The 25139-nt window shown below is 71.1% G+C and carries 23 protein-coding genes; 10 read left to right on the forward strand and 13 right to left on the reverse strand.

All coding sequences use genetic code 11. The features are described from left to right. Positions 1 to 26: 26 nt before the first annotated feature. The 5 genes from BKK79_RS31750 to BKK79_RS31770 all read right to left on the reverse strand — a co-directional run bounded on the left by BKK79_RS31750 (position 27) and on the right by BKK79_RS31770 (position 5621). Entirely contained in the window at positions 27 to 929 is a 903-nt protein-coding gene (locus BKK79_RS31750; RefSeq protein ID WP_084085420.1) for an acid phosphatase, read from the reverse strand. Positions 930 to 1023: 94 nt separating this feature from the next. Next, the gene (locus BKK79_RS31755; RefSeq protein WP_071020756.1) at positions 1024 to 2781 is read right to left on the reverse strand and encodes a class I adenylate-forming enzyme family protein; all 1758 of its coding nucleotides are present in this window, start codon (positions 2779 to 2781) and stop codon (positions 1024 to 1026) included. Between the two features lie 99 nt (positions 2782 to 2880). After that, entirely contained in the window at positions 2881 to 3645 is a 765-nt protein-coding gene (locus tag BKK79_RS31760) for an SDR family oxidoreductase (RefSeq protein ID WP_071020753.1), read from the reverse strand. 314 nt (positions 3646 to 3959) lie between these two features. After that, entirely contained in the window at positions 3960 to 4817 is an 858-nt protein-coding gene (locus tag BKK79_RS31765) for an arylamine N-acetyltransferase family protein (RefSeq protein ID WP_071039838.1), read from the reverse strand. A gap of 60 nt (positions 4818 to 4877) precedes the next feature. After that, complete coding sequence (locus BKK79_RS31770; RefSeq protein WP_071020748.1) at positions 4878 to 5621, reverse strand: Crp/Fnr family transcriptional regulator; 744 nt, start codon at positions 5619 to 5621, stop codon at positions 4878 to 4880. A gap of 145 nt (positions 5622 to 5766) precedes the next feature. Here BKK79_RS31770 and BKK79_RS31775 point away from each other — a divergent pair, with 145 nt between their 5' ends. Further along, positions 5767 to 6264: an Mpo1 family 2-hydroxy fatty acid dioxygenase gene (locus tag BKK79_RS31775; RefSeq protein WP_071020745.1), complete on the forward strand. Its 498-nt coding sequence runs from the start codon at positions 5767 to 5769 to the stop codon at positions 6262 to 6264. Positions 6265 to 6326: 62 nt separating this feature from the next. Here the strand turns inward: BKK79_RS31775 and BKK79_RS31780 are convergent, their stop codons facing one another. The 3 genes from BKK79_RS31780 to BKK79_RS31790 are packed head-to-tail and all read right to left on the reverse strand — an operon-like array spanning position 6327 to position 8783. Then, positions 6327 to 7748 (reverse strand): sensor histidine kinase, encoded by a 1422-nt coding sequence (locus tag BKK79_RS31780; RefSeq protein ID WP_232346362.1) that lies wholly within the window; start codon positions 7746 to 7748, stop codon positions 6327 to 6329. Further along, the gene (locus tag BKK79_RS31785) at positions 7745 to 8416 is read right to left on the reverse strand and encodes a response regulator transcription factor (protein WP_071039839.1); all 672 of its coding nucleotides are present in this window, start codon (positions 8414 to 8416) and stop codon (positions 7745 to 7747) included. Before BKK79_RS31785 ends, BKK79_RS31780 begins: the two co-directional genes overlap by 4 nt. 4 nt (positions 8417 to 8420) lie before the next feature. After that, positions 8421 to 8783: a PepSY domain-containing protein gene (locus BKK79_RS31790; RefSeq protein WP_071039840.1), complete on the reverse strand. Its 363-nt coding sequence runs from the start codon at positions 8781 to 8783 to the stop codon at positions 8421 to 8423. Between the two features lie 111 nt (positions 8784 to 8894). Between BKK79_RS31790 and BKK79_RS31795 the strand changes: the two genes are divergently transcribed. The 5 genes from BKK79_RS31795 (at position 8895) to BKK79_RS31815 (ending at position 14841) form a co-directional block, all read left to right on the forward strand. After that, the gene (locus tag BKK79_RS31795) at positions 8895 to 9197 is read left to right on the forward strand and encodes a hypothetical protein (RefSeq protein ID WP_071020738.1); all 303 of its coding nucleotides are present in this window, start codon (positions 8895 to 8897) and stop codon (positions 9195 to 9197) included. Positions 9198 to 9417: 220 nt separating this feature from the next. Then, positions 9418 to 10380, forward strand: coding sequence for a cyclase family protein (locus tag BKK79_RS31800; protein ID WP_071020732.1), 963 nt, complete (start codon positions 9418 to 9420; stop codon positions 10378 to 10380). A 109-nt stretch (positions 10381 to 10489) separates the two neighbouring features. Next, positions 10490 to 12205, forward strand: a complete 1716-nt coding sequence (locus tag BKK79_RS31805) for a class I adenylate-forming enzyme family protein (protein WP_232346363.1) — start codon at positions 10490 to 10492, stop codon at positions 12203 to 12205. A gap of 413 nt (positions 12206 to 12618) precedes the next feature. Beyond that, positions 12619 to 13080 carry an HU family DNA-binding protein gene (locus BKK79_RS31810; RefSeq protein WP_071020729.1) on the forward strand — a complete coding sequence of 154 codons (462 nt, stop codon included), beginning with the start codon at positions 12619 to 12621 and terminating at the stop codon, positions 13078 to 13080. Between the two features lie 171 nt (positions 13081 to 13251). Next, positions 13252 to 14841 carry an FMN-binding glutamate synthase family protein gene (locus tag BKK79_RS31815; RefSeq protein ID WP_071039841.1) on the forward strand — a complete coding sequence of 530 codons (1590 nt, stop codon included), beginning with the start codon at positions 13252 to 13254 and terminating at the stop codon, positions 14839 to 14841. Positions 14842 to 14890: 49 nt separating this feature from the next. Here BKK79_RS31815 and BKK79_RS31820 read toward each other — a convergent pair whose 3' ends face one another. The 4 genes from BKK79_RS31820 to BKK79_RS31835 all read right to left on the reverse strand — a co-directional run bounded on the left by BKK79_RS31820 (position 14891) and on the right by BKK79_RS31835 (position 19344). Continuing rightward, a complete protein-coding gene (locus BKK79_RS31820) occupies positions 14891 to 15829 on the reverse strand; it encodes a helix-turn-helix domain-containing protein (RefSeq protein WP_071040505.1) in 939 nt (312 codons plus the stop codon). Positions 15830 to 15922: 93 nt separating this feature from the next. Beyond that, positions 15923 to 16927 carry a tripartite tricarboxylate transporter substrate binding protein gene (locus tag BKK79_RS31825; RefSeq protein WP_083384572.1) on the reverse strand — a complete coding sequence of 335 codons (1005 nt, stop codon included), beginning with the start codon at positions 16925 to 16927 and terminating at the stop codon, positions 15923 to 15925. Positions 16928 to 16996: 69 nt separating this feature from the next. Beyond that, positions 16997 to 18040, reverse strand: coding sequence for an NADPH:quinone oxidoreductase family protein (locus BKK79_RS31830; RefSeq protein ID WP_071040506.1), 1044 nt, complete (start codon positions 18038 to 18040; stop codon positions 16997 to 16999). A 29-nt stretch (positions 18041 to 18069) separates the two neighbouring features. Continuing rightward, positions 18070 to 19344, reverse strand: a complete 1275-nt coding sequence (locus BKK79_RS31835) for a CaiB/BaiF CoA transferase family protein (protein ID WP_071039842.1) — start codon at positions 19342 to 19344, stop codon at positions 18070 to 18072. 88 nt (positions 19345 to 19432) lie between these two features. On the opposite strand from BKK79_RS31835, the gene BKK79_RS31840 reads away from it, so the two are divergent. Then, positions 19433 to 20380, forward strand: coding sequence for a LysR family transcriptional regulator (locus BKK79_RS31840; protein ID WP_071020719.1), 948 nt, complete (start codon positions 19433 to 19435; stop codon positions 20378 to 20380). A gap of 94 nt (positions 20381 to 20474) precedes the next feature. Here BKK79_RS31840 and kdgD read toward each other — a convergent pair whose 3' ends face one another. Next, positions 20475 to 21389: a 5-dehydro-4-deoxyglucarate dehydratase gene (gene kdgD / locus BKK79_RS31845; RefSeq protein WP_071020716.1), complete on the reverse strand. Its 915-nt coding sequence runs from the start codon at positions 21387 to 21389 to the stop codon at positions 20475 to 20477. 483 nt (positions 21390 to 21872) lie between these two features. Between kdgD and garD the strand changes: the two genes are divergently transcribed. The 3 genes from garD (at position 21873) to BKK79_RS31860 (ending at position 25116) form a co-directional block, all read left to right on the forward strand. After that, on the forward strand, positions 21873 to 23420 hold the full coding sequence (garD, locus tag BKK79_RS31850) for a galactarate dehydratase (RefSeq protein ID WP_071020713.1): 1548 nt from the start codon (positions 21873 to 21875) through the stop codon (positions 23418 to 23420). Positions 23421 to 23590: 170 nt separating this feature from the next. Then, positions 23591 to 24100, forward strand: a complete 510-nt coding sequence (locus BKK79_RS31855; RefSeq protein WP_071039843.1) for a sigma-70 family RNA polymerase sigma factor — start codon at positions 23591 to 23593, stop codon at positions 24098 to 24100. Beyond that, positions 24097 to 25116 carry a FecR domain-containing protein gene (locus BKK79_RS31860; protein WP_071039844.1) on the forward strand — a complete coding sequence of 340 codons (1020 nt, stop codon included), beginning with the start codon at positions 24097 to 24099 and terminating at the stop codon, positions 25114 to 25116. Before BKK79_RS31855 ends, BKK79_RS31860 begins: the two co-directional genes overlap by 4 nt. The last annotated feature ends 23 nt before the right edge of the window (positions 25117 to 25139 follow it).

The following is a 25139-nucleotide window of genomic DNA, read 5'->3' on the forward strand; positions in this document are numbered from 1 at the left end:
CGCCGTCCATCCCATCCCGTCGCCTTCTATTGGCCTGCCGGCGCCGCGGCGGGCCACTGTGCCATGGCGGCAGCTTCCACGGCGCAGTCGCGCTCCGGCGCCAGGCCGCGCGTGCGCGCGGCGGCCAGTTCCTGCCGCGCCAGCGCCAGGTCGGCGCGGAACACCGGGTCGGCATGCAGGCGCGCGACCGCAGCGGCACCCATCACGCGGCCGGCATTGGCGTCGCTCTGCCAGTGGACATTGCAGACCAGGCGGCTGTCGCCGAAGGCGCGCCCGCGCGCGAGGATGGCGGTGGCGCGTTCCGGCGCCACTTCGGCCAGCACCAGCGCCCAGGCCCAGCCGACCGCATTGTGGCCGGAGGGATAGGAGCCGTCCTTGACGAGCTTGGCCTCTTCCTGCGGCGTGCAGGTCGGCTGCCCGTTGACCATGAACGGCCGCTTGCGCTGGTACTGGTCCTTGGCGCGGTAGGTTGCCAGTCCGGCATCGGCCAGCGTGCGGCGCAGCAGCAGGTAGAGGTGCGGCGTGTCCTGGGCGTTGACCGGGGCCCCCAGCACGCAGCTGAAGGCGCCGGCCGCCTTCGGGAAGCCGAGTTCGGCGTCCTCGCTCGCAAGTTGCCAGCGCGCGCTGCCGCGCAGCGCGGTGGCGCGGCGCGCGATGTCGTCGTCGAGCGCCTGGGCGGCGGAGCCCGGCGCGGGCGGCGGGGGCACCAGCACCAGGCTGTCGGGCAGGTCCTGGCGCGGCAGGTAGCCGGCCAGGATGCCCGGGCGGATTTCGGGAACCTGTCCGATCGGGCTGCCAGCGGCACCGGGGCCGGCGGCACAGCCGCCCAGGGCCAGCAGGGCGGCGGCGCCGAGCAGCGCCAGCGCCGCGCCGGCAGGGCGGGGGCGGACCGGCTGCGGCGGCGTTATCGTCGCGGGGAGTGATGGCATCGGGGTGGTCTCCTTTCTACTTCCTGTTTTTGTTCTTGTTCCCGGCCTGCCGCCGGGCCCGTCGCGAGCCGGGCGGCAGGAGGGCGGGGCGGTCTCAGGCCGCCGGCCCGAACATGGCCCGCAGCGTGGACTTCAGGATCTTGCCATTGGCATTGCGCGGCAGCATATCGGGACAGAACAGGATACGCACCGGCACCTTGAAGGCCGCCAGCCGCTCGCGCAGGTAGTCCTGCAGTTCGGCCTCGCTGACGCCGGCATCCGGCTTGAGGCTGACCACCGCGCCGGGCTCCTCGCCGAGCGTCTTGTGCGGGATGCCGACCACGGCAGCGTCCATCACCGCCGGATGGGAGTACAGGGCGCTTTCCACCTCGATGCAGTAGATGTTCTCGCCGCCACGGATCAGCATGTCCTTCATGCGATCGATGATGTAGAGATAGCCCTCCTCGTCCAGGCGCGCGATATCGCCGGTCTTGAGCCAGCCGTCGACGAAGGTCTGGGCCGTGGCTTCCGGCTTGTTCCAGTAACCGCGCACGACGTTGGCGCCGCGTACCCACAGTTCGCCGGCCTGCCCGGGCGGCAAGGCCTTGCCCATCTCGTCGACGATCTTCATCTCGCCGATGGGCAGCGCCGGACCGGCGCTTTCCGGCCGGTGCACGTACTCTTCCGCGCTGTGGCTGGTGAAGGTGGCCGAGGTTTCCGTCATGCCCCAGCCGATGCCGGGCGCGGAAGCCGGGAAGACTTCCTTGATGCGCCGTACCAGTTCCGCCGAGGCCGGCGCACCGCCGTAGTTGACGTTTTCCAGGGAAGACAGGTCGAAGCGCGCACGCTCGGGATGTTCGATGATCTGCCAGGCGATGGTCGGCACACCGCCGGCCGCGGTGCAACGCTCGCGCTCGATCAGCCCCATCGCGCGCACCGGGTCCCAGCGGTGCATCAGCACGATCTTGCCGCCGCTGGCGATGGTGGCATTGAGCACCGCCATGCAGCCGGTCACGTGGAAGAAGGGGACCGACAGCAGCGAGCCCTTCTGCGCAGCTTTGGGATCCGGCGTGGGGATCGGCTCGCCGCGGCGCAGGAAGTTGCGCATCGGGCTGAGCAGGCCCGCCATTGCCACCACGCTGGCGTTGCGGTGGGTACCGATGGCGCCCTTGGGTTTGCCGGTGGTCCCCGAGGTGTAGAAGATGGTGGCGTCGTCGTCCGGCGCGAGCGCAATGTCCGGCGGCGCGCAGGGCGGCAGGCCCTGCCAGTCGGATGCTGGGCCGAGCAGCGACTCCAGCGCGCGCACCTGCACGCCGGCCGGCAATGCAGGCAGCGCGCCTTCGCTGCGCGAGACGTAGATCTTCTGCAGCGCGGGACAGGCGCCGAGATGCGGCGCGATGCGCTCCAGGCGCTCCGCATCGACGATGGCGACGCGGCTGCCCGAGTCGGCCAGGCCATATTCCAGCTCGGCGCCGGTCCACCAGGCATTGAGCGGCGTGACGATGGCGCCGGCGAGCAGTGCGCCATAGAAGGCAACCGGCCACTCGGGCAGGTTGCGCATGGCCAGGGCCACGCGGTCGCCCTTGCGCACGCCGTCGCGCACCAGCGCATCGGCCACGGTCAGCGCGGCGCGGGCGAAGGCTTCATAGGAAACGCGCTCGTCCTCGTAGACGACGAAGGTCTTGTCGCCGTGGCTGCGGCCCAGCAGGAACAGCTCGCGCAGCGTCGGCGGCGCGTTCTTCCAGGTGGTGACGGGTATTCCGCGTACCGTCACCGTTTCGGTTTCGAACGGGGCACCGGGCGCGGTCAGGCGCGCGTGCGCCTCGGCCAGGCTGATGGCCGGCCAGGCGCCGGCGGGCGAAGGGCTAGTCATGACTGCCTCCCTGTCTGCAGGCAGGTTGGATGGGGCCGGGCACGCGGGCGCGGGGCCCGGTGCGCCGGGCCGCCGCTGCGGGACTGCCCGGATCAGGGATCAGATGGTGACGCCGCCGTCGACGACCAGGGCCTGCCCGGTCATGAAGGAACTGGCCGGCGAGGCCAGGTAGCAGGCCGCGCCGGCGATCTCCACCGGCTCACCGATGCGGCGCAGCGGCGCGCCCTGGGTGGATTGCTTGTAGCGCTCGGGATCCTCCCACAGGGCCCGGGCGAAGTCGGTCTTGATCAGTCCCGGGGCGATGCAGTTGACGCGCACATTGTGCGGGCCGAACTCGACCGCGAGATTGCGCGCGAGCTGGAAGTCGGCGGCCTTGGAGATGTTGTAGACGCCGATGGTGGGCGAGCCGCGCAGGCCGCCGATCGACGAGACGATGATGATGGAGCCGTCCTTGCGCTCGATCATCTGCGGCGCCACCATCTGGATCAGCCAGTGGTTGGAGATGACGTTGTTGTCCAGCACCTTGCGGAACTGGTCGTCGCTGACGCCGGCCATCGGGCCGAAGTAGGGGTTGGAGGCGGCGTTGCAGACCAGCACGTCGATCTTGCCGAAGGCGCGGTTGGTCTCGTCGACCAGGTTCTGCAGGTCTTCCTTGGAGGAGATATTGGCGGGCACGACGATGGCGGTGCCGGCGCCGTGGCGCGCGTTGATGGCATCGCAGACTTCCTGGCAGGCCTCTGCCTTGCGCGAGGAAATGACTACCTTGGCTCCCTGCACGGCCAGTTGCTCCGCGATGGCGCGGCCGATGCCGCGCGACGAGCCCGTGACGATGGCAACCTTGCCCGTCAGATCAAACAATGACATGTTGTCTCCTGATGATGCGCGGCCGTCCCGTCAGGGCGGCGCTGCTGGCTTTCCGCTTGGATTGGTCGGCGATGGCCCGGCGTCGGCGACGCCGCGGGGCACTGCCTTACCGACCGGTACATTATGTGTGAGGCGGCGCGGCCCAGTCCACAGCCGCGGGCGCGCGGCGGCGCGCATATCAGCATTCTTTTTGCCGGCAATGCGCGCGGTGCATGGTGCCGCCTGCAGTGCAGGACACGCCGGCCCGCGCGCCCCGGGCGGGCCGCGTCGGGACCTGCCGGGGCGCATCGGGACGTGCGGTAATCCCCGCCCCGTCAGGCCGGGCGGCCGCCGGCCAGCAAGGCCGGCAGCGCCTGCGCCAGTCCGGCGCGGCTGGCGGCGTCCAGCACGATGCCGAAGCGCGTGTCCAGCACGCCCAGCACCGCCTGCGCATCCGCCAGCCGCTCGCGCTGCACGCTGCCGTCGGCGGCGCGGGCGGCGAATTCGCCATCGCCCAGCGTGAGGCGGGTGCTGCCCTCGGTGCGTGCCACCATCAGGCGGCGCAGGAAGATGCTGTCGGGATGCGTGGCGACGTACCAGTTGCGCGGCACGAAATCGAGCCAATGCTGCGGTGCGAGGTCGAAGCGATAGACCTGGCGCCAGCCGCCGTCGCCGCGCGCTTCGAGATCGAAGGCCGGGTAGGCGCCGGTCGCGGCCGATGCCGGCACCGCGGCCAGGCGATAGGGCCGGGTGTCGTCGCGCTCGCCGTCGAGCGGCAGCGCGCGGTCCGGCGTCGGGCCGCCGAAGCCGACGTCGACGATGTAGCTGCGGTGCGCCGCTTCGACGCGCAGCAGCATGTGTGTCTGCAGCGTCAGCCGGTCCGGCGGCACCTGCCAGCGCACACGCGCCGCCAGCGGCGTGACGCGGAAGCCGAGCGCCTCGAGCGCGGCGGCCAGCAGCGTGTTCAGTTCGAAACAGTAGCCGCCGCGTGCGCGTGTCACCAGCTTGTCGAACACGCTGTCGGCATCGATGGCGACGGGCCGGCGCAGCAAGGGGTCGATGTTCTCGAAGGGGATGGCCGCGAGCTGCGCGGCGATCAGCGCATCGAGCGCGTCGCGCTCGGCCCGTGCCGGTGCATCGATGCCGACGCGGGTGAGGTAGGCGCGCAGGCGGGCGGGGTCGAGTGTCGTCATGGCGGCGGGAACGTTGAGCGGCAGCGCAGGGGCGCGTGCAGGGGGCGGGCGGCGTGTCGCCTAGCCGAGCGCCGCCAGCGCATCCGGGTCGAGCAGCTCGATGCCGGCGTAGTGCAGGCGCAGCAGGCCGCGCGCTTCCAGGTCGCGCAGGGCCTGGTTGACGGTCTGGCGCGACAGGCCGAGCATCTGCGCGAGTTGTTCCTGCGGGATGCGCAGGGTGCGCGGGGCCGGCGCCGCCTGGCTTGCGCCGGTGCCGCCGCCATTGCCCTGGGCCAGCGCGGCCAGCCGGCGCGCGGTGCGCGCCAGCGGCGCCAGCAACTGCGCCTCCTCGACGAAACGGAAGGCCTGGCGTGTCTTGGCCGCCAGCAGCCGGCCGAATTCCGGCCACCACTCGGGGTGGGCCTGCAGCCGCCGCAGCAGCTTCTCGCGCGGCACCAGCAACACGCTGGCGGCGCTGACGGCGTGCGCATCGTGGGTGCGCTGCAGGCCGTCGAACAAGCAGATCTCGCCGAACCAGGTGCCCGCTTCCAGCAGCCCCAGCAGGGCGGCCTTGCCGGCAGCGCTGACGGCATCGACCTGCACGGTCCCGCTCAGCACGCAGTAGAGGCCGTCGAACGGGTCGCCGCGCGAGAACAGCGCCTGGCCGGGGGCGAGCGAGCGCGTGGCGGCATCTTCGAGCAGTGCCTCGCGCAAGGGCGCGGGCAGGGTGCGGAACCAGGCGCCTTCCTGCACGGTAGCGAATGCCGGCGGCGCCAGGGTGGGATGCGGGGGCCGTGAACGGGTGGGCTGCGATGCGATGCCCATGGTCGATATCTCCAGTCTTGGCGGCCGGGCAACTGTCAAAAACCGGACAGACCCGGCCGGTGCTGCCTAATACTATACGGCCAGCCCGAATGGCGCGCCCGCTTCCGATCCCGGCGGGACCGCGCCGAGCCTCAAGGAGACCTGGATGAAGACACTGATCGAGCACCTGGCCGGCTATGCCGCCTACCATCGCGATCCGCGCAACGTGCTGACGCATTTCGTCGGCATACCGATGATCGTGCTGTCCGTGACCACCCTGCTGGGCCGGCCGGCGCTGGCGCTGGGCGACGGCTCGGCCTTCGTGACGCCGGCCATGGTGGTGTACGCACTGTCCTGCCTGTTCTACCTGCGCCTTTCGCTCGGCTTCGGCCTGGCCATGCTGGTCCTGCTCGGCGGCTTCCTGCAGGCCGGCGCCTGGCTGGCGGGTCTGCCCACGGCACAATGGCTGGCGGCAGGCATCGGCCTGTTCGTGGTGGGCTGGATCATCCAGTTCGTCGGCCATTACTACGAGGGGCGCAAGCCCGCTTTCGTCGACGACCTGACGGGACTGATCGTGGGGCCGCTGTTCCTGGTGGCCGAGGCCGCCTTCTGGCTGGGGCTGGCGCGCGAGACGCGCGCTGCGATGGAGGCACGCGCGCACTGAGCGGCCGGCGGCGCAGCGCGCCGGCCGGTTCGCAGCATGCCAGCCGCTTCAGGTAGATAACGTCAGGCAGGCAACGTCAGGCGCGCGGCGAGCCCGCCGAGCGGGCTGCTGTCCAGCGTCAGGCGGCCGCCGTAGAGGCCGGCCACCTCGGTCACGATGGCCAGGCCCAGGCCGCTGCCGGCGGCGCTCTCGTCGAGGCGGCCGAAGCGCTCGGTGGCCAGGGCGCGCGCCTCGGGCGGCATGCCGGGGCCGTCGTCTTCCACCAGCACCTGCAGCATGGCCCCGGCGGTGGCATTGTCCACGGTGCCGGCAGGGGCCGCACCGGACTCCGCGCCGGACTCCGACAGCGAGACCCGCACGCGCGAGTGCGCCCACTGGCAGGCGTTGTCGAACAGGTTGCCCAGCATTTCCAGCAGGTCTTGCCGGTCGCCGGCGAAATGCCCGCTGCCGTCCACCGCGATCTCGAGTCCCTTCGCCGCGTGCAGGCGGCCCAGCGCGCGCGCCAGTTCGGCGGCCGCCGCGGCGGCGTCGATGCGCGTGCCGCGCGAGGCGGCCGCGCCGGCAGCGCGTGCGCGCGCCAGGTGCCGTTCCACCTGGCGCCGCATTGCTTCGATCTGCCGCCGCGCGGATGCCGCCGCCGCGCCGGGCAGCGCGTCCGCGTCGTTGGCCAGCACGGCCAGCGGTGTCTTGACCGCGTGGGCGAGATCCGCCGCCTGCCGGCGCGTGCGCTCCAGCGCCTGGGCATTGTGCGCCAGCAGCGCGTTGATCTCGCGCACCAGCGGTTCGACCTCGCTCGGCCAGGCGCCGCCGAGGCGGCTCTCGCGGCGCGCCTGCATGCCGGCCAGGGCCTGTCGCAAGCGCGCCAGCGGCGCCAGGCCGAATTTCACCTGTGCCGCCACCGCGAGCAGCAGGCCGGCGCCGAGTGCCGTCAGCGACCACCACAGCATCCGGTTGAAGGCCTGGCGCGCGGTGCGCAACTCGGTGCGGTCCAGTGCCACGGCCAGCTCGACCGGAGTGTCGGCCGATGCCAGCACGATGCGCCGCGCCACCACCAGCAGCGATTGGCCCTCCGGCCCCGGCCGCACGTCGGCGGTGGTGCCATCCACCCGGCGGGTGGCGGCGGCCGGCATTTCCGTATCCCACAGCGAGCGCGAGCGCAGCAGCGCCTTGCCGGCACGGGCCTGCCAGTAGGCGCCCGAATACGGCAGCTCGTAGCGCGGGTCGGCCGGCGCGCGGGTCAGGACCAGGTGCCCGCCGTCCCAGTCGAGGGCGGCGGCCAGGCTGCTGAGCTGGTGTTCGAGCTGGCGCACGTAGGTCTGGTCGACATGGCGTGCGAACAGGGCCGACAACAGCCAGCCGGTGCCGCCCAGCGCCGCCACCAGCCACACCGCCGCCACGGCCAGCAGGCGCAGCGCCAGCGAATGGCGCAGCATGCCGCCGGCGCGGCCGCCCGCGCCGGTGCCTGCGCGCGGCGGCGCGCTCATGCCGGCTCCGGTGGCGGCCGCAGGCGGTAGCCCTGGCCGCGCACGGTCTCGATCACGTCGACGCCCAGCTTGCGCCGCAGCCGTCCGACGAAGACCTCGATGGTGTTGCTGTCGCGATCGAAGTCCTGCGCATAGATGTGCTCGGTCAGCGTGCTCTTGCTGATCACGGCGCCGGGATGGTGCATCAGGTAGTCGAGTACCTTGAACTCGTGCGCGGTGAGCGCGACCGGGGCGCCGTCCACGCTTACGGTGCCGGCACGCGCATTGAGCCGCACGGGACCGCAGGCCAGCTCCGGCGACGGCATGCCGTGCGCGCGCCGGATCAGCGCACGGATGCGCGCGAGCAGCTCTTCCATGCGGAACGGCTTGGCCAGGTAGTCGTCGGCGCCGGCATCGATGCCTTCCACTTTCTCGGTCCAACTGTCGCGCGCGGTCAGGACCAGGACCGGCACCGCGACCGCCGCGGCGCGCCAGCGGCGCAGCACGGTCAAGCCGTCCAGGCGCGGCAGGCCCAGGTCGAGGATGACGGCGTCGTAGGGCTCTTCGCTGCCCAGGTGCCAGCCGTCGATGCCGTCGGCGGCATGGTCCACGGCATAGCCGGCCTCGCGCAGGCTGGCGCCGACCTGCGCGGCCAGCGCGGCTTCATCTTCCACCAGCAGGATGCGCATGATGTCAGGAGCCCTTCCTGGCCTGCTCGATGCCGTGTCCCTTGGCCTTGAGCAGGGCCGCGCTGCGGGCATCGTATTCGAGCTTGGCCACCGAGCCGTTCGGCAGCAGCAGCTTGACTTCGTACTGCCAGGCACCGTCGTCGCGCTCCAGCTTGACGCCGATCACATCGCCGGCGAACTGGCGCGAGACGGTGTCGAGGATGCGCGACAGCGGCAGGATCTCGCCGGCCTGCACGGCGGCGCGCGCGCGGTCCGCGTCCTTGTCGGCGCGCGCGGGCAGGGACGTGCCCAGCGACAGCGCGAGCAGCAGGGCCGCCAGGGCGGCAGGGCGCCGGCGCGGCCGGCGGAAGCGGGAGGCATGGAGCATAGGCGAAGGAGCGTGCCAGGGATGCGCTGAACGGAAGCTGAACGGCGGGCTCAGCCGGCGTTCAGGCGGGCGGGCGCAGACTGCGAAGCCTCTCCACCGTCCCGCACCGCCATGCCCGCAGAGCTTACACGCCAGCATGATATCTCTCACGCCGCGCGTCCCGGCGCCGTCCGTTCGCCTGACGGCCGCGCCGCGCCACCCGCTTCGCTCCGCACGCAGGCGCTGCTGGCGCTGGCGGCGCTGTCGAGCCTGCTCGGCGTGGCCGCCCTGTTCGCGCTGCATGCCGGCCTCGGCGCCGTGCTGGCCGAATGGCGGCGCTGCGGCAGCAGCCTGGCGCTGATCGCGCTGGGCGCGCTGGCAGCGGGGCCGCTGCTGGCCGCCTGCCTCGATGAGCGTGACGGCGACGAGGGCTAGCGCCGCGCGCGCAGCGACGCCTGCACGCCATGGCGAATGTACGGCGGCCTGCCTGGGCCGTCTCGCATGGACACCTTTCTCGGGCTGCACTACACTCGACCGCGATAAAACGCACGACCGTTCGAATTTATACGTCCGACGCATGGTCTGCCATGAATGCTCGACATGACCATTGCGGCGGTGTTTCTACCCTCGAAGTGCGAATGGAAGGAGACAAGGCATGGAATCGAAGAACGTTCCACACGTGGCAGAGCTGTTGCGCGACGCGCCGAAGAACTGGGGCAGGTGGGGGCCTGACGACGAAGTCGGCTCGCTCAACTACCTGACCCAGGCGGAGGTGCTGCGCGGCGTCGCCGCGGTGCGCTCCGGCAAGACGTTCACGCTGCAGATCCAGATGGGCCATCCCAAGGGCGACCCGGTCTGGCCCGGCCGCGCGCAGGCGCGCCGTCTCAACGTGATGGACAAGGGCCACTACCTGTGCGGCAAGGGTCCGGTCTTCCCCGGCGAAGGCGAGTACGCGGACGACATGATGATCATGTACCTGCAGGGCTCGACCCAGTACGACGCGCTGGGCCACGTGTGGTACGGCGACCAGCTGTGGAACGGCTTCGATGCCAGGTCGACCATCGGCGGCCTCGACAAGGCCAGCGTGCTGCCCATCGCCGAGCGCGGCGTGGTCGGGCGCGGCGTGCTGATCGACATGGCGCGCCATCGCGGCAAGGACGTGCTCGATCCCGGCGAGACCTTCACCCACCAGGACCTGCTGCAGGCCGCCGAGACGCAGGGCGTGCGCATCGAGAAGCACGACATCCTGATCATCCGCACCGGCTGGATCGGTTCCTTCTACCATCGCGACCAGACCGAGTTCTACCAGAACTTCATCGAGCCGGGCCTGACCTACAGCCCGGAGCTGGTCGAGTGGTTCCACAAGATGGAGATCCCCAACCTGGTGACCGACACCATCGCCAACGAGGTCACCATGGACCCCGTTTCGGGCGTGGCGCTGCCGCTGCACAATGCGCTGATGCGCAACCTGGGCGTGACGCTGACCGAGATCGCGCAGCTCGACCCGCTCGCCGCCGATTGCGCCGAGGATGGCCAATGGTCCTTCCTGTACACGGCGGCGCCGCTGAAGGTGGTCAACGGCAGCGGCGCGCCGGTCAACCCGGTGGTGATCAAGTAGGCGCCGCAGCACGGCCTGCCCCGTCCCGCGCCCGGCGCCCGCGCCGGGCGTTTCCCCGCCGCCGGCGCGCCCCCGGGCCGCGCCGCGGTGTCCGCTTCCAGGAGGGCACATGATGTCCCTGCCCAGCAGCACTCCCTACGACGGCAAACCCTGGCTGGCCCGCTACCAGGCCGGCCAGCCGCATGCCATCGCTCCCGCCTTCACCGATGCGCTCAGCGTGTTCCGCGCCGCCGTGGCGCGTGCCGGAGAGCGGCCGGCCATCCTCTACTTCGACGGCAGCCTGAGTTACGCGGAACTCGATGCCCAGTCCGACGCGCTCGCCTGCGCCTGGCTGGCGCGCGGCTGCGCGCGCGGCGACCGCATCGCGATCTACCTGCAGAACGTGCCCCAGTTCGTCATCGCCCTGGTGGCGGCGTGGAAGATCGGCGCCATCGCGGTGCCGGTGAACCCGATGAACCGCGCGCGCGAGTTGCGCCTGCTGCTCGCCGACTCCGGCGCGCGCCTGCTGGTCTGCCACGAGTCGCTGTATGCCGAGGTGGTGCATCCTCTGCTCGCGCAAGAGGCCGGGCTGGCCGCGCTGGCCGCACGCGGCGAGCCGGCGCTGCAGCCGGCGGTGATGACGACCTCCGAACTGGAGTACCAGTCGCGCCTCGATCCCCGCCTGTTCGCCGGCGGGCGGCGCGTGCCGGCCGAGGCGCTCGCGGGCGCCGAAGACCTGGCCGGGGTCATCGCGGCCCATCGCGGCAGCCGTCCGCCGCCGGTCTTGCTCGGGCCGTCCGACATCGCCATGCTGGTCTACACCTCGGGCACCACAGGGGTGCCCAAGGGAGCGATGAATACCCACGGCAACATCGCCTTCAATGCCCAGGTCTACCGCGACTGGATCGCATTGCAGGAAGGGGCCCCCATTCTCGGCGTGGCGCCGCTGTTCCATATCACCGGGCTGGTCGGGCATATCGGCGCGGCCTTCATCTGCGCGGCGCCGCTGGTGCTGGCCTGCCGCTTCGAGCCGGGCGTGATCCTGGATGCCATCCGCGAGCACCGCGTCGCCTTCACCATCGGTTCCATCACGGTCTTCATCGCCTTGATGAACCACCCGCAGGCCACGCGCGAGCACTTCGCCACGCTGACGCGCATCTATTCCGGCGGGGCGCCGATCCCGCCCAGCGTGGTCGAGGCCTTCCGCGCCCGCTTCGGGCACTACATCCACAACGGCTACGGCCTGACCGAGACCAACTCGCCCACCCACGTGGTGCCCTTCGGCAGCGAGGCGCCGGTCGATCCCGCCTCCGGGGCACTGGCGGTCGGCGTGCCGGCGTTCAACGTCGAGTCCTATATCGGCGACGACGAGGGCCGCCCGCTGCCGGTCGGCGAGGTGGGCGAGATCATCTCGCGCGGGCCGATGATCGTGCCGGGCTACTGGAACAAGCCGCAGGAAAGCGCGAAGGCGATCGTCGACGGCTATTTCCGCACCGGCGACGTCGGCTTCATGGACGAGCGCGGATGGTTCTACCTGGTCGACCGCAAGAAGGACATGATCAACGCCGGCGGCTACAAGGTCTGGCCGCGCGAGGTGGAGGACGTGCTGTACACCCACTCGGCGGTGCGCGAGGCGGCCGTGGTCGGGGTGCCGGACGACTACCGGGGCGAAACCGTCAAGGCCGTGGTCAGCCTGAAACCGCAGGCGCAGGCGACTTCGGAAGAGCTGGTGGCCTACTGCAAGGAGCGCATGGCGGCCTACAAGTACCCGCGCATCGTCGCCATCCTCGACGAACTGCCGAAGACGGTGACCGGCAAGATCCTGCGGCGAGAGCTGCGGGGCTAGCGTCGCGGACCGCGGGAGCGCGGACGGGTAGCGCCGGAGCGCCGGAGCGCCGTCTGCCTGCGCGGTGGCAACGGGGGCCGCCGTCGTGCGTTGCCGGCCTCCTGCGCGCGCGGCTCCGCAAGCTGCGCACGGTCCGCGCGCGCCGTGGGGCCGCGTTGCGCAGCGTTGCCGCAGCGGTGAAATCAGGTACCGCATGTCCATCGCAGTGTGCTGCTGAGGTAAAGCAGCGACAAAACACGGGGTTTTCACCCGGTTTGGCTTGCCGCATGCACGAAAAGTCCTTGACGTGTCGCAGTTTCCGCTATGATTCAGTGGGCGCCGGCAAGGGCGCGTCGGTTGGCGGGAAGCGCTTCCGCGCACCACCGCAGCGACGAACCGGCCGGCACCATTCTGTTCAACTCACGTATATCGATATGGCGACCAAAGCGAAACCGACCGCGAAGACTGCAACCAAGCCCGCTGCCAAGAAGGCCGCGGCAACCAAGGCTCCCGTGAAGGCTCCCGTGAAGGCTGCTGCTGCTGCCAAGAAGGCCGCGCCGGCTGCTGCCGCGCCGACGCCGCGCCCGCTGAAGGACACCTTCAACAAGTCGAGCCTGGTCGCTCACCTGGTTGCTCAGACCCAGCTGGAAGCCAAGGCCGTGAAGTCGGTTCTGGCCCATCTGGAAAACACCATCGTCAGCGCGCTGCACAAGAAGGGCGCCGGCGAATTCACGCTGCCGGGCCTGCTGAAGGTCACCGCGCAGCAAGTGCCGGCGAAGAAGAAGCGCTTCGGCAAGGACCCGTTCACCGGTGAAGAGCGCTGGTTCCCGGCCAAGCCGGCCAGCGTCAAGGTCAAGGTCCGCCCGCTGAAGAAGCTGAAGGACGCCGCGCTGTAATTCGCCTCCGCAGTCCAAGCTTGAAAGGGAGCCGCCTCGCGGCTCCCTTTTTTATTGCCGCGCCGCCGCCGGATCGCAACGGCAATGAGGCGCGTTCCGGCCTGCGGCGGCGGCTCGATGAGAGGATAATGCCCGCGTTGCCGGCACCACGCCGGCGCTCAAGGAGTCCCCATGTTCTCTCGTCGCTACGGTGCGGTGTGGTCGGCCGTGCTGGCCCTGGCGGTGCTGGCCGCCCTGGCCGCCGCGCACCGCGCCTCCGCCTGGTGGCTGGTGCTGCCGTCGGCCTTGCTGCTGGTGGGCCTGCACGACCTGCTGCAGTCGCGCCACGCCATCCTGCGCAACTACCCGATCTGGGGCCATCTGCGCTTCTTCTTCGAATTCGTGCGGCCGGAGATCCGCCAGTACTTCATCGAGGACGACACCGGCGAGATGCCCTTCTCCCGGCAGCAGCGCAGCATCGTCTACCAGCGTGCCAAGAGCGAGGTCGACAGCCGGCCTTTCGGCACCGAGCTGGACGTGCGCGCGGTCGGCCACGAGTGGGTCGGCCATTCGCTGGCGCCGAGCCGCATCGACTCGGCGGATTTCCGCATCACCGTGGGGCCGCAGCGAGCCCAGCCGGTGCAGCTGTCGGTGTTCAATATCTCGGCCATGAGTTTCGGCGCGCTGTCCGGCAATGCCATCCGCGCGCTCAACCGGGGCGCCCGCATCGGCGGCTTCATCCACGATACCGGGGAGGGTTCGATTTCCCCCTACCATCGCCAGGAAGGCGGCGACCTGATCTGGGAGGTGGCGTCCGGCTACTTCGGCTGCCGCCGCGCGGACGGCAGCTTCGACTCGGACAAGTTCGCCGAGCAGGCGCGCTCGCCGCAGGTCAAGATGATCGAGGTCAAGCTGTCGCAGGGTGCCAAGCCGGGCCATGGCGGCGTGCTGCCCGCCGCCAAGGTGACACCGGAGATCGCCGCCACGCGCGGCGTGCCGATGGGGCAGGACTGCATCTCGCCGGCCCGCCACAGCGAGTTCTCCACGCCGCTGGGCCTGCTGCAGTTCGTCGACCGCCTGCGCGACCTGTCGGGCGGCAAGCCGACCGGCTTCAAGCTCTGCATCGGCCATCCCTGGGAGTTCTTCGGCATCGTCAAGGCCATGCTGGAGAGCGGCATCCTGCCGGACTTCATCGTGGTGGACGGTGCCGAAGGCGGCACCGGCGCGGCGCCGCTCGAGTTCGTCGACCATATCGGCACGCCGCTGCAGGAAGGCCTGCTGCTGGTGCACAACACGCTGCTCGGCGTGAACCTGCGCGACAAGATCCGCATCGGCGCCAGCGGCAAGCTGGTGACGGCCTTCGACGTGGCGCGTACGCTGGCGATCGGCGCCGACTGGTGCAACTCGGCGCGCGGCTTCATGTTCGCGCTGGGCTGCGTGCAGGCGCAGAAGTGCCATACCGACCGCTGCCCGACCGGCGTGGCGACGCAGGATCCGGTGCGCCAGCGCGCCGTGGTGGTGCCCGACAAGGCTGAGCGCGTGGCCAATTTCCACCGGCACACGCTGCATGCGCTGCAGGAACTGCTGCAGGCCGCGGGTTTGCAGCATCCCTCAGACCTGCGCGCACACCATATCGTGCGCAGGGTCTCGGTCAACGAGGTGCGCCTGCTGTCCGACCTGCTGAAGTTCCTGGCGCCGGGCGACCTGCTCAACGGCAACTACCGCTATCAGCTCTACGAAAAGTACTGGCCGATGGCCCGTTCGGACAGCTTCGCGCTGTAGCGCGACATGGCACGATATGGTGCGACGTAGTGCCCCGGCGAGCCGCTGCTCAGGCACCCGGCGCCGGCAGGCGCGCGCGGCCCTGCTGGCGGAAGGCGGTCGGCGTCTGCCCCACGTGCCGCATGAAGAAGCGGGCGAAGTAGGCGGCATCGGTGTAGCCCAGCGTGGCGGCGATCTGCTTGATGTCGAGGTCGCTGTACAGCAGGTCGCGCTGGGCCTCGACCACCAGCCGCGAGTGGATCAGGCGCAGCGCCGAGCTGCCCGCCAGCTGCTGGCAGATACGGTTCAGCTGGGTCGGCGTGACCCCGACCGCGGCGGCGTAGTGGGCGACGTCCTGGTGCTGGCGGAAACCGGCTTCCAGCAGTTGCTGGAACTGGCGGAAGTGGCGCGCGGTGCGGCCGCCGGCCGGCGCCGTTTCCGCGGCCCCCGCCGCGGCCCGCCGCCGCGCGATGCCGACCAGTATCAGCGACAGCAGTGCTGCCAGCGCCGCCCCGCGCCAGAGCGAGACGGCGTGTATCTCGGCGCGGAACAGGCCGAGCGCGCCGGCCAGCACGGCATCGTCCCCCGCCAGCGGGCCGCCCGGGTTCGCTGAGTCCTCCGTGCCCCCGATCCCGCCCACGCGGTCGTGAAAGGGGCGCGCGAACAGCGGTAGCGCGTCCGGCACGCCGGCCAGCAGGTTGCGCAGGTAGTGGTCGGTCATGGTGATGACGATGCCGTCCACGTCCGGCGTGAAGCGGAAGCCGTGCACGCAGCGCGGCGGCACCGCCACCAGGGTGCGCTCCGCCAGCGCCAGCCGTTCCTCGTCGAGCAGGGCCTCGCCGCCGCCATGGTGCACATAGAGGATCTGGAAGAAGCGTTCGTGCCGGTGCGGCTTGATTTCCCAGTCGTTGACGCGGCTGCGGGCCGGGATCGATTCGAAATGCAGCTGCTCCAGCAGGGGCTCGTTGGAGTTGACCCCGTAGAGGGAATAGGTCGGTACGGTTTTCATCGCGGCAAGGACGGGCGCCGGGGCCGCCATTGTCCCGCCGCGGCAGGGCGCCTGTCTATCGGCTCCGGCCCGGGGCCTGAGCCCCGGCGGGCTTCACTGGTCGGCCCTGGCCCCCGAGCGGCGCACGATCTCGGCCCACTTGCGGCCCTCGGCCTCGGTGTAGCGGGCGAATTCCGCCGGCGTGGAGCCGACCGGTTCCGCTCCCATCTCGGCATACTGGCGCTGCACTTCCGGCTGCCGCAGCGCCTGCGCGGCGTTGGTGGCGAGTGTCTCGACCACTGCCGGCGGCGTGCCGCGCGGCACCCACAGCCCGTACCAGGTGCTGATGTCGAAGCCGGGCAGGCCCGACTCGGCCACGGTCGGCACGTCGGGCAGCGCGCGGGCGCGCTTGCGGGTGGTGACGGCCACCGCGCGCAGCTTGCCCGACTTGATGAAGGGCATGGCCGACGGCATCGAGTCGAACATCAGCTGGATCTGTCCGCCCATCAGGTCCGTCAGCGCCGGCGAGCTGCCCTTGTAGGGCACGTGCTGCATCGACACATGCGCGGCCAGCTTGAAGGACTCGCCCGCGAGTTGCTGCGCCGAGGCGTTGCCGGCCGAGCCGAAGTTGAGGGCGCCGTGCTTCTCCTTGGCCAGCGCGATCAAGTCCTGCACCGTGCGCACCGGCGAATCGGCGTTGACGACGAGCACCAGCGGCACCTCGGCGAGCTGGGTGACCGGCACGAAATCGCGGAAGGCGTCGTAGCGCATCCTGGGGTAGATGCTGGGATTGATCACATGCAGCGAGGCATTGGCCAGCAGGGTGTAGCCATCCGGGACGGCGCGTGCCACGGCTTCGGCGCCGATCATGCCGCTGGCGCCGGGCTTGTTGTCGACCACCACGCTCTGCCCGAGCGTGTCGCCCATGCGCACGGCGACCACGCGCGCCAGCAGGTCGGTCGGGCCGCCGGGCGGATAGGGCAGCACCAGGCGGATGGGCCGTTGCGGATAAGGCTCGGCGGCCGCGGCCGGGCCGGCGCCGAACAGCGCCGCCGCGCCCAGTGCCGCCAGCAGGGCGAAGGCCCGTGCCGGCGCGCGGCGCCGCGCGCCGGGACGCATGGAGCGGGCGCTCGCGCCCGCGGTCGGTTGTCTCATGGTGCTGTCTCCTCGTTCTCGTTCGCCCTTGGGCTAGTTCTTCTTCAGGGAATCGTTCGCGGTATCCGGCGGCCCGTCTGCCGCGATCCGCAGCGCGACCTTGCCCACCACCTGCCGCGTCTCGAGCGCGTGCAGCGCGTCGGCCAGGCCGCCGTGCGGGTACACCTGCGAGACGGTCGGGCGGATCCGGCCCGCGCATGCCCAGTCGAACAGGGTCTGCATCACCGCCTGCAGCGCGGGGGCGTGGCGGGCACGCTCGTCGGCGGGCGTCCAGCCGATGTAGCGGCCGACGAAGAAGCCGTGCAGCGTCAGGTTCTTCACCAGCAGCAGGTTGAGCGGCGCCTGCGGGATGCGCCCGCTGGCGAAGCCGATGCTGAGCAGGCGCGCGTTGGCGGCGGCGGCCCGCAAGGCCTGGTCGAACAGGTCGCCGCCGACCGGGTCGGCCACCACGTCGGCGCCGCGCCCGCCCGTCAGTTGCTTGACCCGGGCGGCGAGATCCTGCGGCGCCACCGCATGAGCGGCGCCGCGCCGCAGGGCTTCGGCGCGCTTGGCCTCGGTGCTGGCGCAGGCGATCACGGTGGCGCCGAGCTGGTGCGCGATTTCTACCGCCGCCAGCCCGACGCCGGCGCCGGCGCCGAGTACCAGCACGGTCTCGCCGGCCTGCAGCGCGCAGCGCCATACCAGGCCGCAGTAGGCGGTGCCATAGGAAAGCGGCACTGGCAGCGCCTGCAGCGCTTCGAGGGCGTCGGGCACCGGATAGACGGTGTATTCGGGCAGCCGCAGCACTTCGCCGAAGCAGCCCCAGTCGGCGATGGCCACTACGCGGTCGCCCGGACGCAGCCGCGTCACGCCGGCGCCGCAGGAGAGGACGCGGCCGACCGCTTCGGTGCCGGGCACGAAGGGCAGGGGCGGCCGCGTCTGGTAGCGCCCGGCCACCATCAGGCCGGTGGCGTGGCTGACGCTGGCGTACTCGACTGCCAGCGTGACGGTGTGCGCATCGTCCGCCGGCGGGCGCGCGACCTCGGCCAGTCGGGTGGATCCGGGCGGGCCGAAGGCTTCGCACAGCACGGCACGCATGGTGTCCGGGCCGATGGCGGCGGCGGGGCTCATGCCAGGTCTCCGTGCGCGGCGGGCAGCGCCGGCGCCTGCCGCACCACGCCGTCGCGCAGCCAGGCGGCGATCTGTGCCGGGGCGATGCCCGCCTCGCTCAGCACCGCCTCGGTGTGCTCGCCGATGCGGGGTGCCGCGCCGGCCGGCCGCCGCAGGCCCCGCGCCGGCACGCCGGCGAAAGGCAGGGTGCCCAGGCCCGGCTGCGCAAGCGGCTGGAAGCTGCCCTGCTGCGCTGCCTGGGGGTGGTCCAGGACCTGGTGGTAGTCGCGCACCGGCGCGTGCAGCACGTCATGCGCCTGCAGCACGCGCTGCCAGTGCGCGGTGTCGTGGCGGGCCAGGCAGTCGGCCACCGCGGCATGCAGCCATGGCGCGTGCGCCATGCGTGCGGCGTTGTCGGCGAAGCGTGCATCCTGCAGCCATTCCGGCCGCTCCAGCGCCTGGCACAGGCGGCTGAACTGGGCATTGTTGAGCGCCAGCACGCTGAGGCTGCCGTCGCGTGTGGCGAACACCCCATTGGGGGCGCTGACGGGCCCGGCGGCGACCGCGCCCTGGATCGCGTACTCGAGGATATTGTTGGCCTGCAGGGCGCAGCAGGCGTCGAACAGGCTCAGCTCGACATGCGCGCCGGATGGCGCCCCTTGCGGAGCCGGCATGGCTTCACGCCGGAAGCGGCGGCACAGCGCGGCCGCGGCCGCCTGCGCGGCGTACAGGCCGGTGGCGGCATCGGCCAGCAGCATGCCGATGCGGCGCGGGGTGCCGTCCGCGCCGCGGTTGGTGAACATCAGGCCGCTGTCGGCCTGCATCACCGAGTCGGAGGCGGGGTGGTCCGCGTAGGGGCCGTCGGCGCCGTAGCCGCTGATCGACACATAGACCAGGGCCGGCTGCTCCGCCGCCAGGTCCGCGTAGCCCACCCCCAGCCGCGTGGCCACCTGCGGGCGGAAGTTCTGCACCACGACGTCAGCCTGGCGCGCCAGCGTGCGCAGCAGGCGCCGTCCATCCGGGGTGGCGGCATCGATGCAGACGCCGCGCTTGCCGCCGTTGTAGGCGATGGCCAGCGCGCTCAGCTCGCCGCGTACCACGCCGACATGGCGCCCCCAGTCGCCGGAGGGCGGGTCCACCTTGATCACCTCGGCGCCCTGCTGCCACAGGATGTGCGCGCAGTAGGGGCCGGCGATGCCCTGGCTGATGTCGAGCACGCGCAGGCCGGCGAAGGGCAGCTCGGAGGCGGCGGGCGGGGAAGGGAACGCGGGGGATGCAGCAGGGGTTGCCATCTCGGAATCAGGGAAGCGGACGATGGCTTATGCTAGGCGGCGCGCCTGCTTCGAACAATCTGCCGATCTGTGCCAGCCGTGTTGACTGATGATTGACAATTCCCTCGACCTCAACCTCATCCGCCTCTTCGTCACGCTGGTCGAGGCCCGTACCCTGACGGCGGCGGCCGCGCGCAGCGGCATGACGCGCTCCAATGTCTCGCGGCGCCTGAAGTTGCTGGAGCAGCAGCTCGGCGCGCAGTTGATGCGGCGCACCACGCGCCATGTGGAACCGACCGAAGCCGGCAGGCTGCTCTATGCCCATGGGGTACGCATGCTGGACGAACTGCAGGCGGCGGGTGCGTCGATCGACAGCCTGGGGCAGACCGTGCGCGGCGACGTGCGTATCCGCCTGCCGACCGGGCTGGGCCATCTCTACCTGGCGCAGGTGCTGCTGGACTTCGCGCAGCAGTATCCGGCCATCTCATTGCGGGTGCTGATTAACGACTTCATCGGTGACCTGATCCCGGCGGAAGTCGACGTGGCGCTCAAGATCACCTCCACGCCGCCCGAGGACCACGTGGCGCGTCGCATCGGTGCCGTGCGCTGGTGCCTGTGCGCCACGCCGGCCTACCTGGCGCGGCGGGGCGCGCCTGCGGGCCCCGCCGAACTGCCGGGCTGCGCGCTGATCGCGCCGGCCTCGCTGGGCCGCCGCTTCGATCTCAAGCTGACCGCGGCCGGCGAGCCGCAGGTGCTGCGGGTGTCGCCGCGCATCCAGTCGGGCGACTATCCCTTCCTGCGCGAGGCGGTGCTGGCGGGCCTGGGCGTGGCGCTGCTGCCGCGCTATGCGGTCTGGCAGCAGATCGGCCGTGGCGAACTGGAAGAGGTCTTGCCCGGCCACGAGCCGGAAGGCGTGGGCGACAGCATCTATATGCTGACCGCGCCCAACCGTTTCCCGACGCTGGCCACGCGTACCCTGATGGATTTCATCCGCGCGCGCCTGCAGGGGCAGGAAGCCGTGTGGGAGGGCATGCCGGCACACACGGTGCCGGCATGACGCCGCGCCGCGCCGGAACCTCTGGCGGCGGCGCGGGGGCGGGTCGCGCATCGCCGCCCGCGGGCCGCGACGCACAAGGGGAGGGGGTGGTGTCTTACTGCGGTCCGAGCTTGCGGATCAGCGCGTCGAGCTGTTCGAGCTCCTGGGCGTCCAGGTCGGTCAGCGGCGCGCGCACCGGGCCGGCGTCGTGGCCGACCAGCTTGGCGCCGGCCTTGACGATGCTCACCGCATAGCCTGCGCGGCGGTTGCGGATCTCCAGGTAGGGCAGGAAGAACTCGTCGAGCAGCTTGCCCACGGTGGCGTGGTCGTCGGCGGCGATGGCGCGATAGAAGTCCATCGCCGTCTTCGGGATGAAGTTGAACACCGCCGAGGAGTACACCGGCACGCCCAGCGCCTTGTAGGCGGCGGCGTAGACTTCGGCGGTCGGCAGGCCGCCCAGGTAGGACAGGCGGTCGCCCAGGCGGCGGCGGATGCGCACCATGTTCTCGATCTCGCCCACGCCATCCTTGAAGCCGATCAGGTTGGGGCAGCGATCCGCGAGCCGTTCCAGCATGTCGGCGGTCAGGCGCGAGTTGGCGCGGTTATAGACGATCACGCCGATATCGATGGCCTTGCAGACTTCCTCGACGTGGGCGGCGATGCCGGCCTCGCACGCTTCGGTCAGGTAGTGCGGCATCAGCAGCACGCCCTTGGCGCCCAGGCGCTGGGCTTCCTTGGCGTAGGCGATGGCGGTGCGGGTGGGGCCGCCGGCGCCGGCCAGGATGGGCACCTTGCCCGCGCAGGTCTCGACCGCGGTGCGGATGACGTTGGCGTAGTCATCCGGCGTCAGCGAGAAGAACTCGCCGGTGCCGCCGGCCGCGAACAGGGCAGTCGCACCGTAGGGGGCCAGCCATTCGAGCCGCTCGACATAGGTGTCGGGGCGGAAGTTGCCCTGGGCATCGAAGTCGGTGACGGGGAAGGAGAGCAGGCCTTCGGAGACGATCTGCTTCAGTTCTTGCGGTGTGGTCATGGGCTTGCGTCCGGTTGGCCTCGCGGGGAGGCGTTGCAGGTGGCGATTGTTTGCTATTTGTTATATGTCATCGTACAACTAGACGGCGCCTGGTGCAAGCCGTCCGGGGGGAAAGGGCCTCAGGGAAAACACGGGGAGGGCCGGGCAGCCGTCGCGGCCAGCGATCCCGCGGCGCTCCCGTCCGTGATGGACAGCGTTCCCGGGCGGCTCGCGCCGGCGGCGGCACGGGCGATGGGAAAGGATGCGGCTGTCGCTAGGGTAAACACCGAGGTGGTGCTGCGGATCGTCTCCCTATAATCCAGGTCATATGATGACATATCACGGTGAGCCGGCCATCTGCTTTTCCGATCGCCGCTGTGAGGAGACCCGACCGGATACGCGCCTGAGGACGACAGCCAGGATCAACCAGCCCGGTGCCGGATGGCAGCGGGCACAACCACTGAACGACAAGTGAACGAACGTCAAGGCGAGGGCGGCCAGGGCATGGCCCCGCTCTATATCCGCATGCATCCCCAGGACAACGTGGCCATCGTCGCCAACGACGGCGGCCTGGCCGAAGGCGGCGTCTTCCCCTGCGGCCTGGTGCTGCGCGAGCGCGTGCCGCAGGGCCACAAGGTGGCGCTGGCGGACCTGGCCGCGGGCGATCCCGTGATCCGCTACAACGTGGTGATCGGCTACGCGGCGCGCGACCTGCCGCGTGGCAGCTGGGTCAACGAGCGGGTGATCGAGATGCCGCCCGCGCCGGCGCTGGACGACCTGCCGATCTGCACGCGCGCCGCCGGGCCGATGGCGCCGCTGGAGGGTTACACCTTCGAGGGCTTCCGCAATGCCGACGGCTCGGTCGGCACGCGCAACATCCTCGCCATTACCACCACCGTGCAATGCGTGTCGGGCGTGGTCGAGCACGCGGTGCGGCGCATCAAGGCCGAGCTGCTGCCGCGCTACCCCAATGTCGACGACGTGATCGGGCTGGAGCACACCTACGGCTGCGGCGTGGCGATCGACGCGCCGGATGCGGCGGTGCCCATCCGTACCCTGCGCAATATCGCGCTGAACCCCAACTTCGGCGGTACCGCGATGATGGTCAGCCTGGGCTGCGAGAAGCTGCAGCCCGAGCGCCTGCTGCCGCCCGGCACCATTCCCATCCAGGCCGGCGCCGGCGAAGTGCAGGTCGGCGTGGTCTGCCTGCAGGACGAACAGCACGTGGGCTTCGGTTCCATGATCGCGGCCATCATGGAGATGGCCGAGACCCACCTGGCCAAGCTGAACGCGCGCCGCCGCGAGACCTGCCCGGTCTCCGACCTGGTGGTCGGCGTGCAGTGCGGCGGCAGCGACGCCTTCTCCGGCGTGACGGCCAATCCGGCGGTGGGTTTTGCCACCGACCTGCTGGTGCGCGCCGGTGCCGCGGTGATGTTCTCGGAAGTGACCGAGGTGCGCGACGGCATCGGCCAGCTCACCGCGCGCGCCGCCACGCCCGAGGTGGCGCAGGCGATGATCCGCGAGATGGCCTGGTACGACGCCTACCTGCAGCGCGGCCGCGTGGACCGCAGCGCCAACACCTCGCCAGGCAACAAGAAGGGCGGCCTGTCCAACATCGTGGAAAAGGCCATGGGCTCGATCGTCAAGTCCGGCAGCGCGCCGATCAGCGGCGTGCTGGCGCCGGGCGAGAAGCTGCGCCAGAAGGGCTTGATCTACGCCGCCACGCCGGCCAGCGACTTCATCTGCGGCACGCTGCAGCTTGCCGCCGGCATGAACCTGCACGTCTTCACCACCGGCCGCGGCACGCCCTACGGGCTGGCCGAAGTGCCGGTGATCAAGGTCGCCACGCGCAGCGACCTGGCGCGCCGCTGGCACGACCTGATGGACGTGGACGCGGGCCGTATCGCCACCGGCCAGGCCACCATCGAGGAGGTGGGCTGGGAGCTGTTCCGCCTGATGCTCGACGTCGCCAGCGGCCGCAAGCAGACCTGGGCCGAGCACCACCAGCTCTACAACGCGCTGGCGCTGTTCAACCCGGCGCCGGTGACCTGAGCCTACTCTCCGCAGAGGTGTGGCGGGGCCGCGTCAGTGCCGCTGGACGGGCAAGCTTGTTTGCGGCTTCCCATTGCCTGGGGATTTCCGGTCTTTATATAATAACGATTCTCATTATCGTTATTTGTGACTTGGCGCGCGGCCCGTCCGCAGGCGCCGGGAGCCGGATCATGGCCGCCGAAGCGGGGATACAGCAGGAAATTCAGGCGCTTTACCGCGGTCACCACGACTGGCTGCATGGCTGGCTGCGGCGCAGGCTGGGCTGCGCGCACCGCGCTGCCGACCTCGCCCACGATACCTTCATGCGCCTGCTGGCGCGCGAGGAGGCGCTGCAGGTCCTGGAGCCGCGCGCCTTCCTGTCCACCGTGGCGCAACGCGTGCTCGCCAACCACTGGCGCCGCGAGAAGCTGGAACAGGCCTACCTGGAGGCGCTGGCCTGCCTGCCCGAGCCGGTGGTGCCGTCGGCCGAGGCGCGCGCCATCCTGCTGGAGACCCTGCACGAGATCGATGCCTTGCTGGACGGCCTGCCGGTGCCGGTCAAGCGTGCCTTCCTGATGGCCCAGCTCGACGGCATGAGCCAGCTCGAGATCGCCGCCGCGCTCGATATCTCCGTCACCACCGTCAAGCGCTACCTGGTGCGCGCCGGCACGCAGTGCTATTTCGCGCAGGCTGGGGCATGAGCGCGGCCGGCAGCGAAGGGCGCGCGCGCACGCTGTCCGCGCGCCCTCCGGCGATTTCCCCCGAAGTGGCGCGCCGCGCGGTCGAGTGGCTGGTCACGCTGCAATCGGCCGAAGCCGACGGGCGCACGCGCGCCGACTGGCGCCGCTGGCTGGAAGCGCATCCGGACCACGCGCGCGCCTGGCGCCATATCGAATCCTTCAACGGGCAACTACGCGAGGTCGCTTCGCCGCTGGCCAGCGCGGTGGCGCGCGCGGCGCTGGCCGCCCCCGGCTCGCCGCGCCGGCGCCATGCCGTGCGCGCGCTGGCGCTGTTGTTCGCGGGCGGCGGCGCCGCCTGGCTGGCACGCGAGCAGGCGCCGCTGCAGGGCTGGCTGGCCGACCTGCACACCGGTGTCGGCGAACGCCGCACCGTGCGCCTGGAGGACGGCACGGCCCTGGTCCTGAATACCGACAGCGCCGTCGACGTGCACTACGGCAGCGCCGGGCGCGTGGTGCGGCTGTTGCGCGGCGAGATCCTCGTCAGCACCGCCAGGGACCGGCAGGTGCCGGCGCGCCCCATGCTGGTGGAGACGCGGCAGGGCCGCCTGCTGCCGCTGGGCACGCGCTTCGCCGTGCGCCAGTTCGAGGACAGCAGCTGGGTCGGTGTGCTGGAAGGCACCGTCGCGGTCGAGCCGCTCGACGTTGCCGGCGGCGGGCCGGTCGTGGCTGCCGGCGGGCAGGTCCGCTTCGGCCGGGGCGGGGCCGAGGCAGCGGCGCCGCTGGCCGACACGGCGGTGGCCTGGACCGACGGCATGCTGGTGGCCAGCGCCATGCGGCTGGAGGACTTCCTGGCGGAGCTCGGCCGCTACCGCCCGGGCCGCCTGCGCTGCGATCCCGCCGTGGCCGGGCTGCGTGTCTCGGGCACCTATCCGCTGGCCGATACCGGCCGCGTCCTCGACCTGCTGCGTACCACGTTGCCGGTGCGCATCCACTTCCTGACCCGCTACTGGGTCACGGTGCTGCCGGCGCCGGCCTGACCGGCCGCGCGTTTTTTTCGCTT

The sequence above is a fragment of the Cupriavidus sp. USMAA2-4 genome (assembly GCF_001854305.1).
GTDB lineage: Bacteria > Pseudomonadota > Gammaproteobacteria > Burkholderiales > Burkholderiaceae > Cupriavidus > Cupriavidus malaysiensis.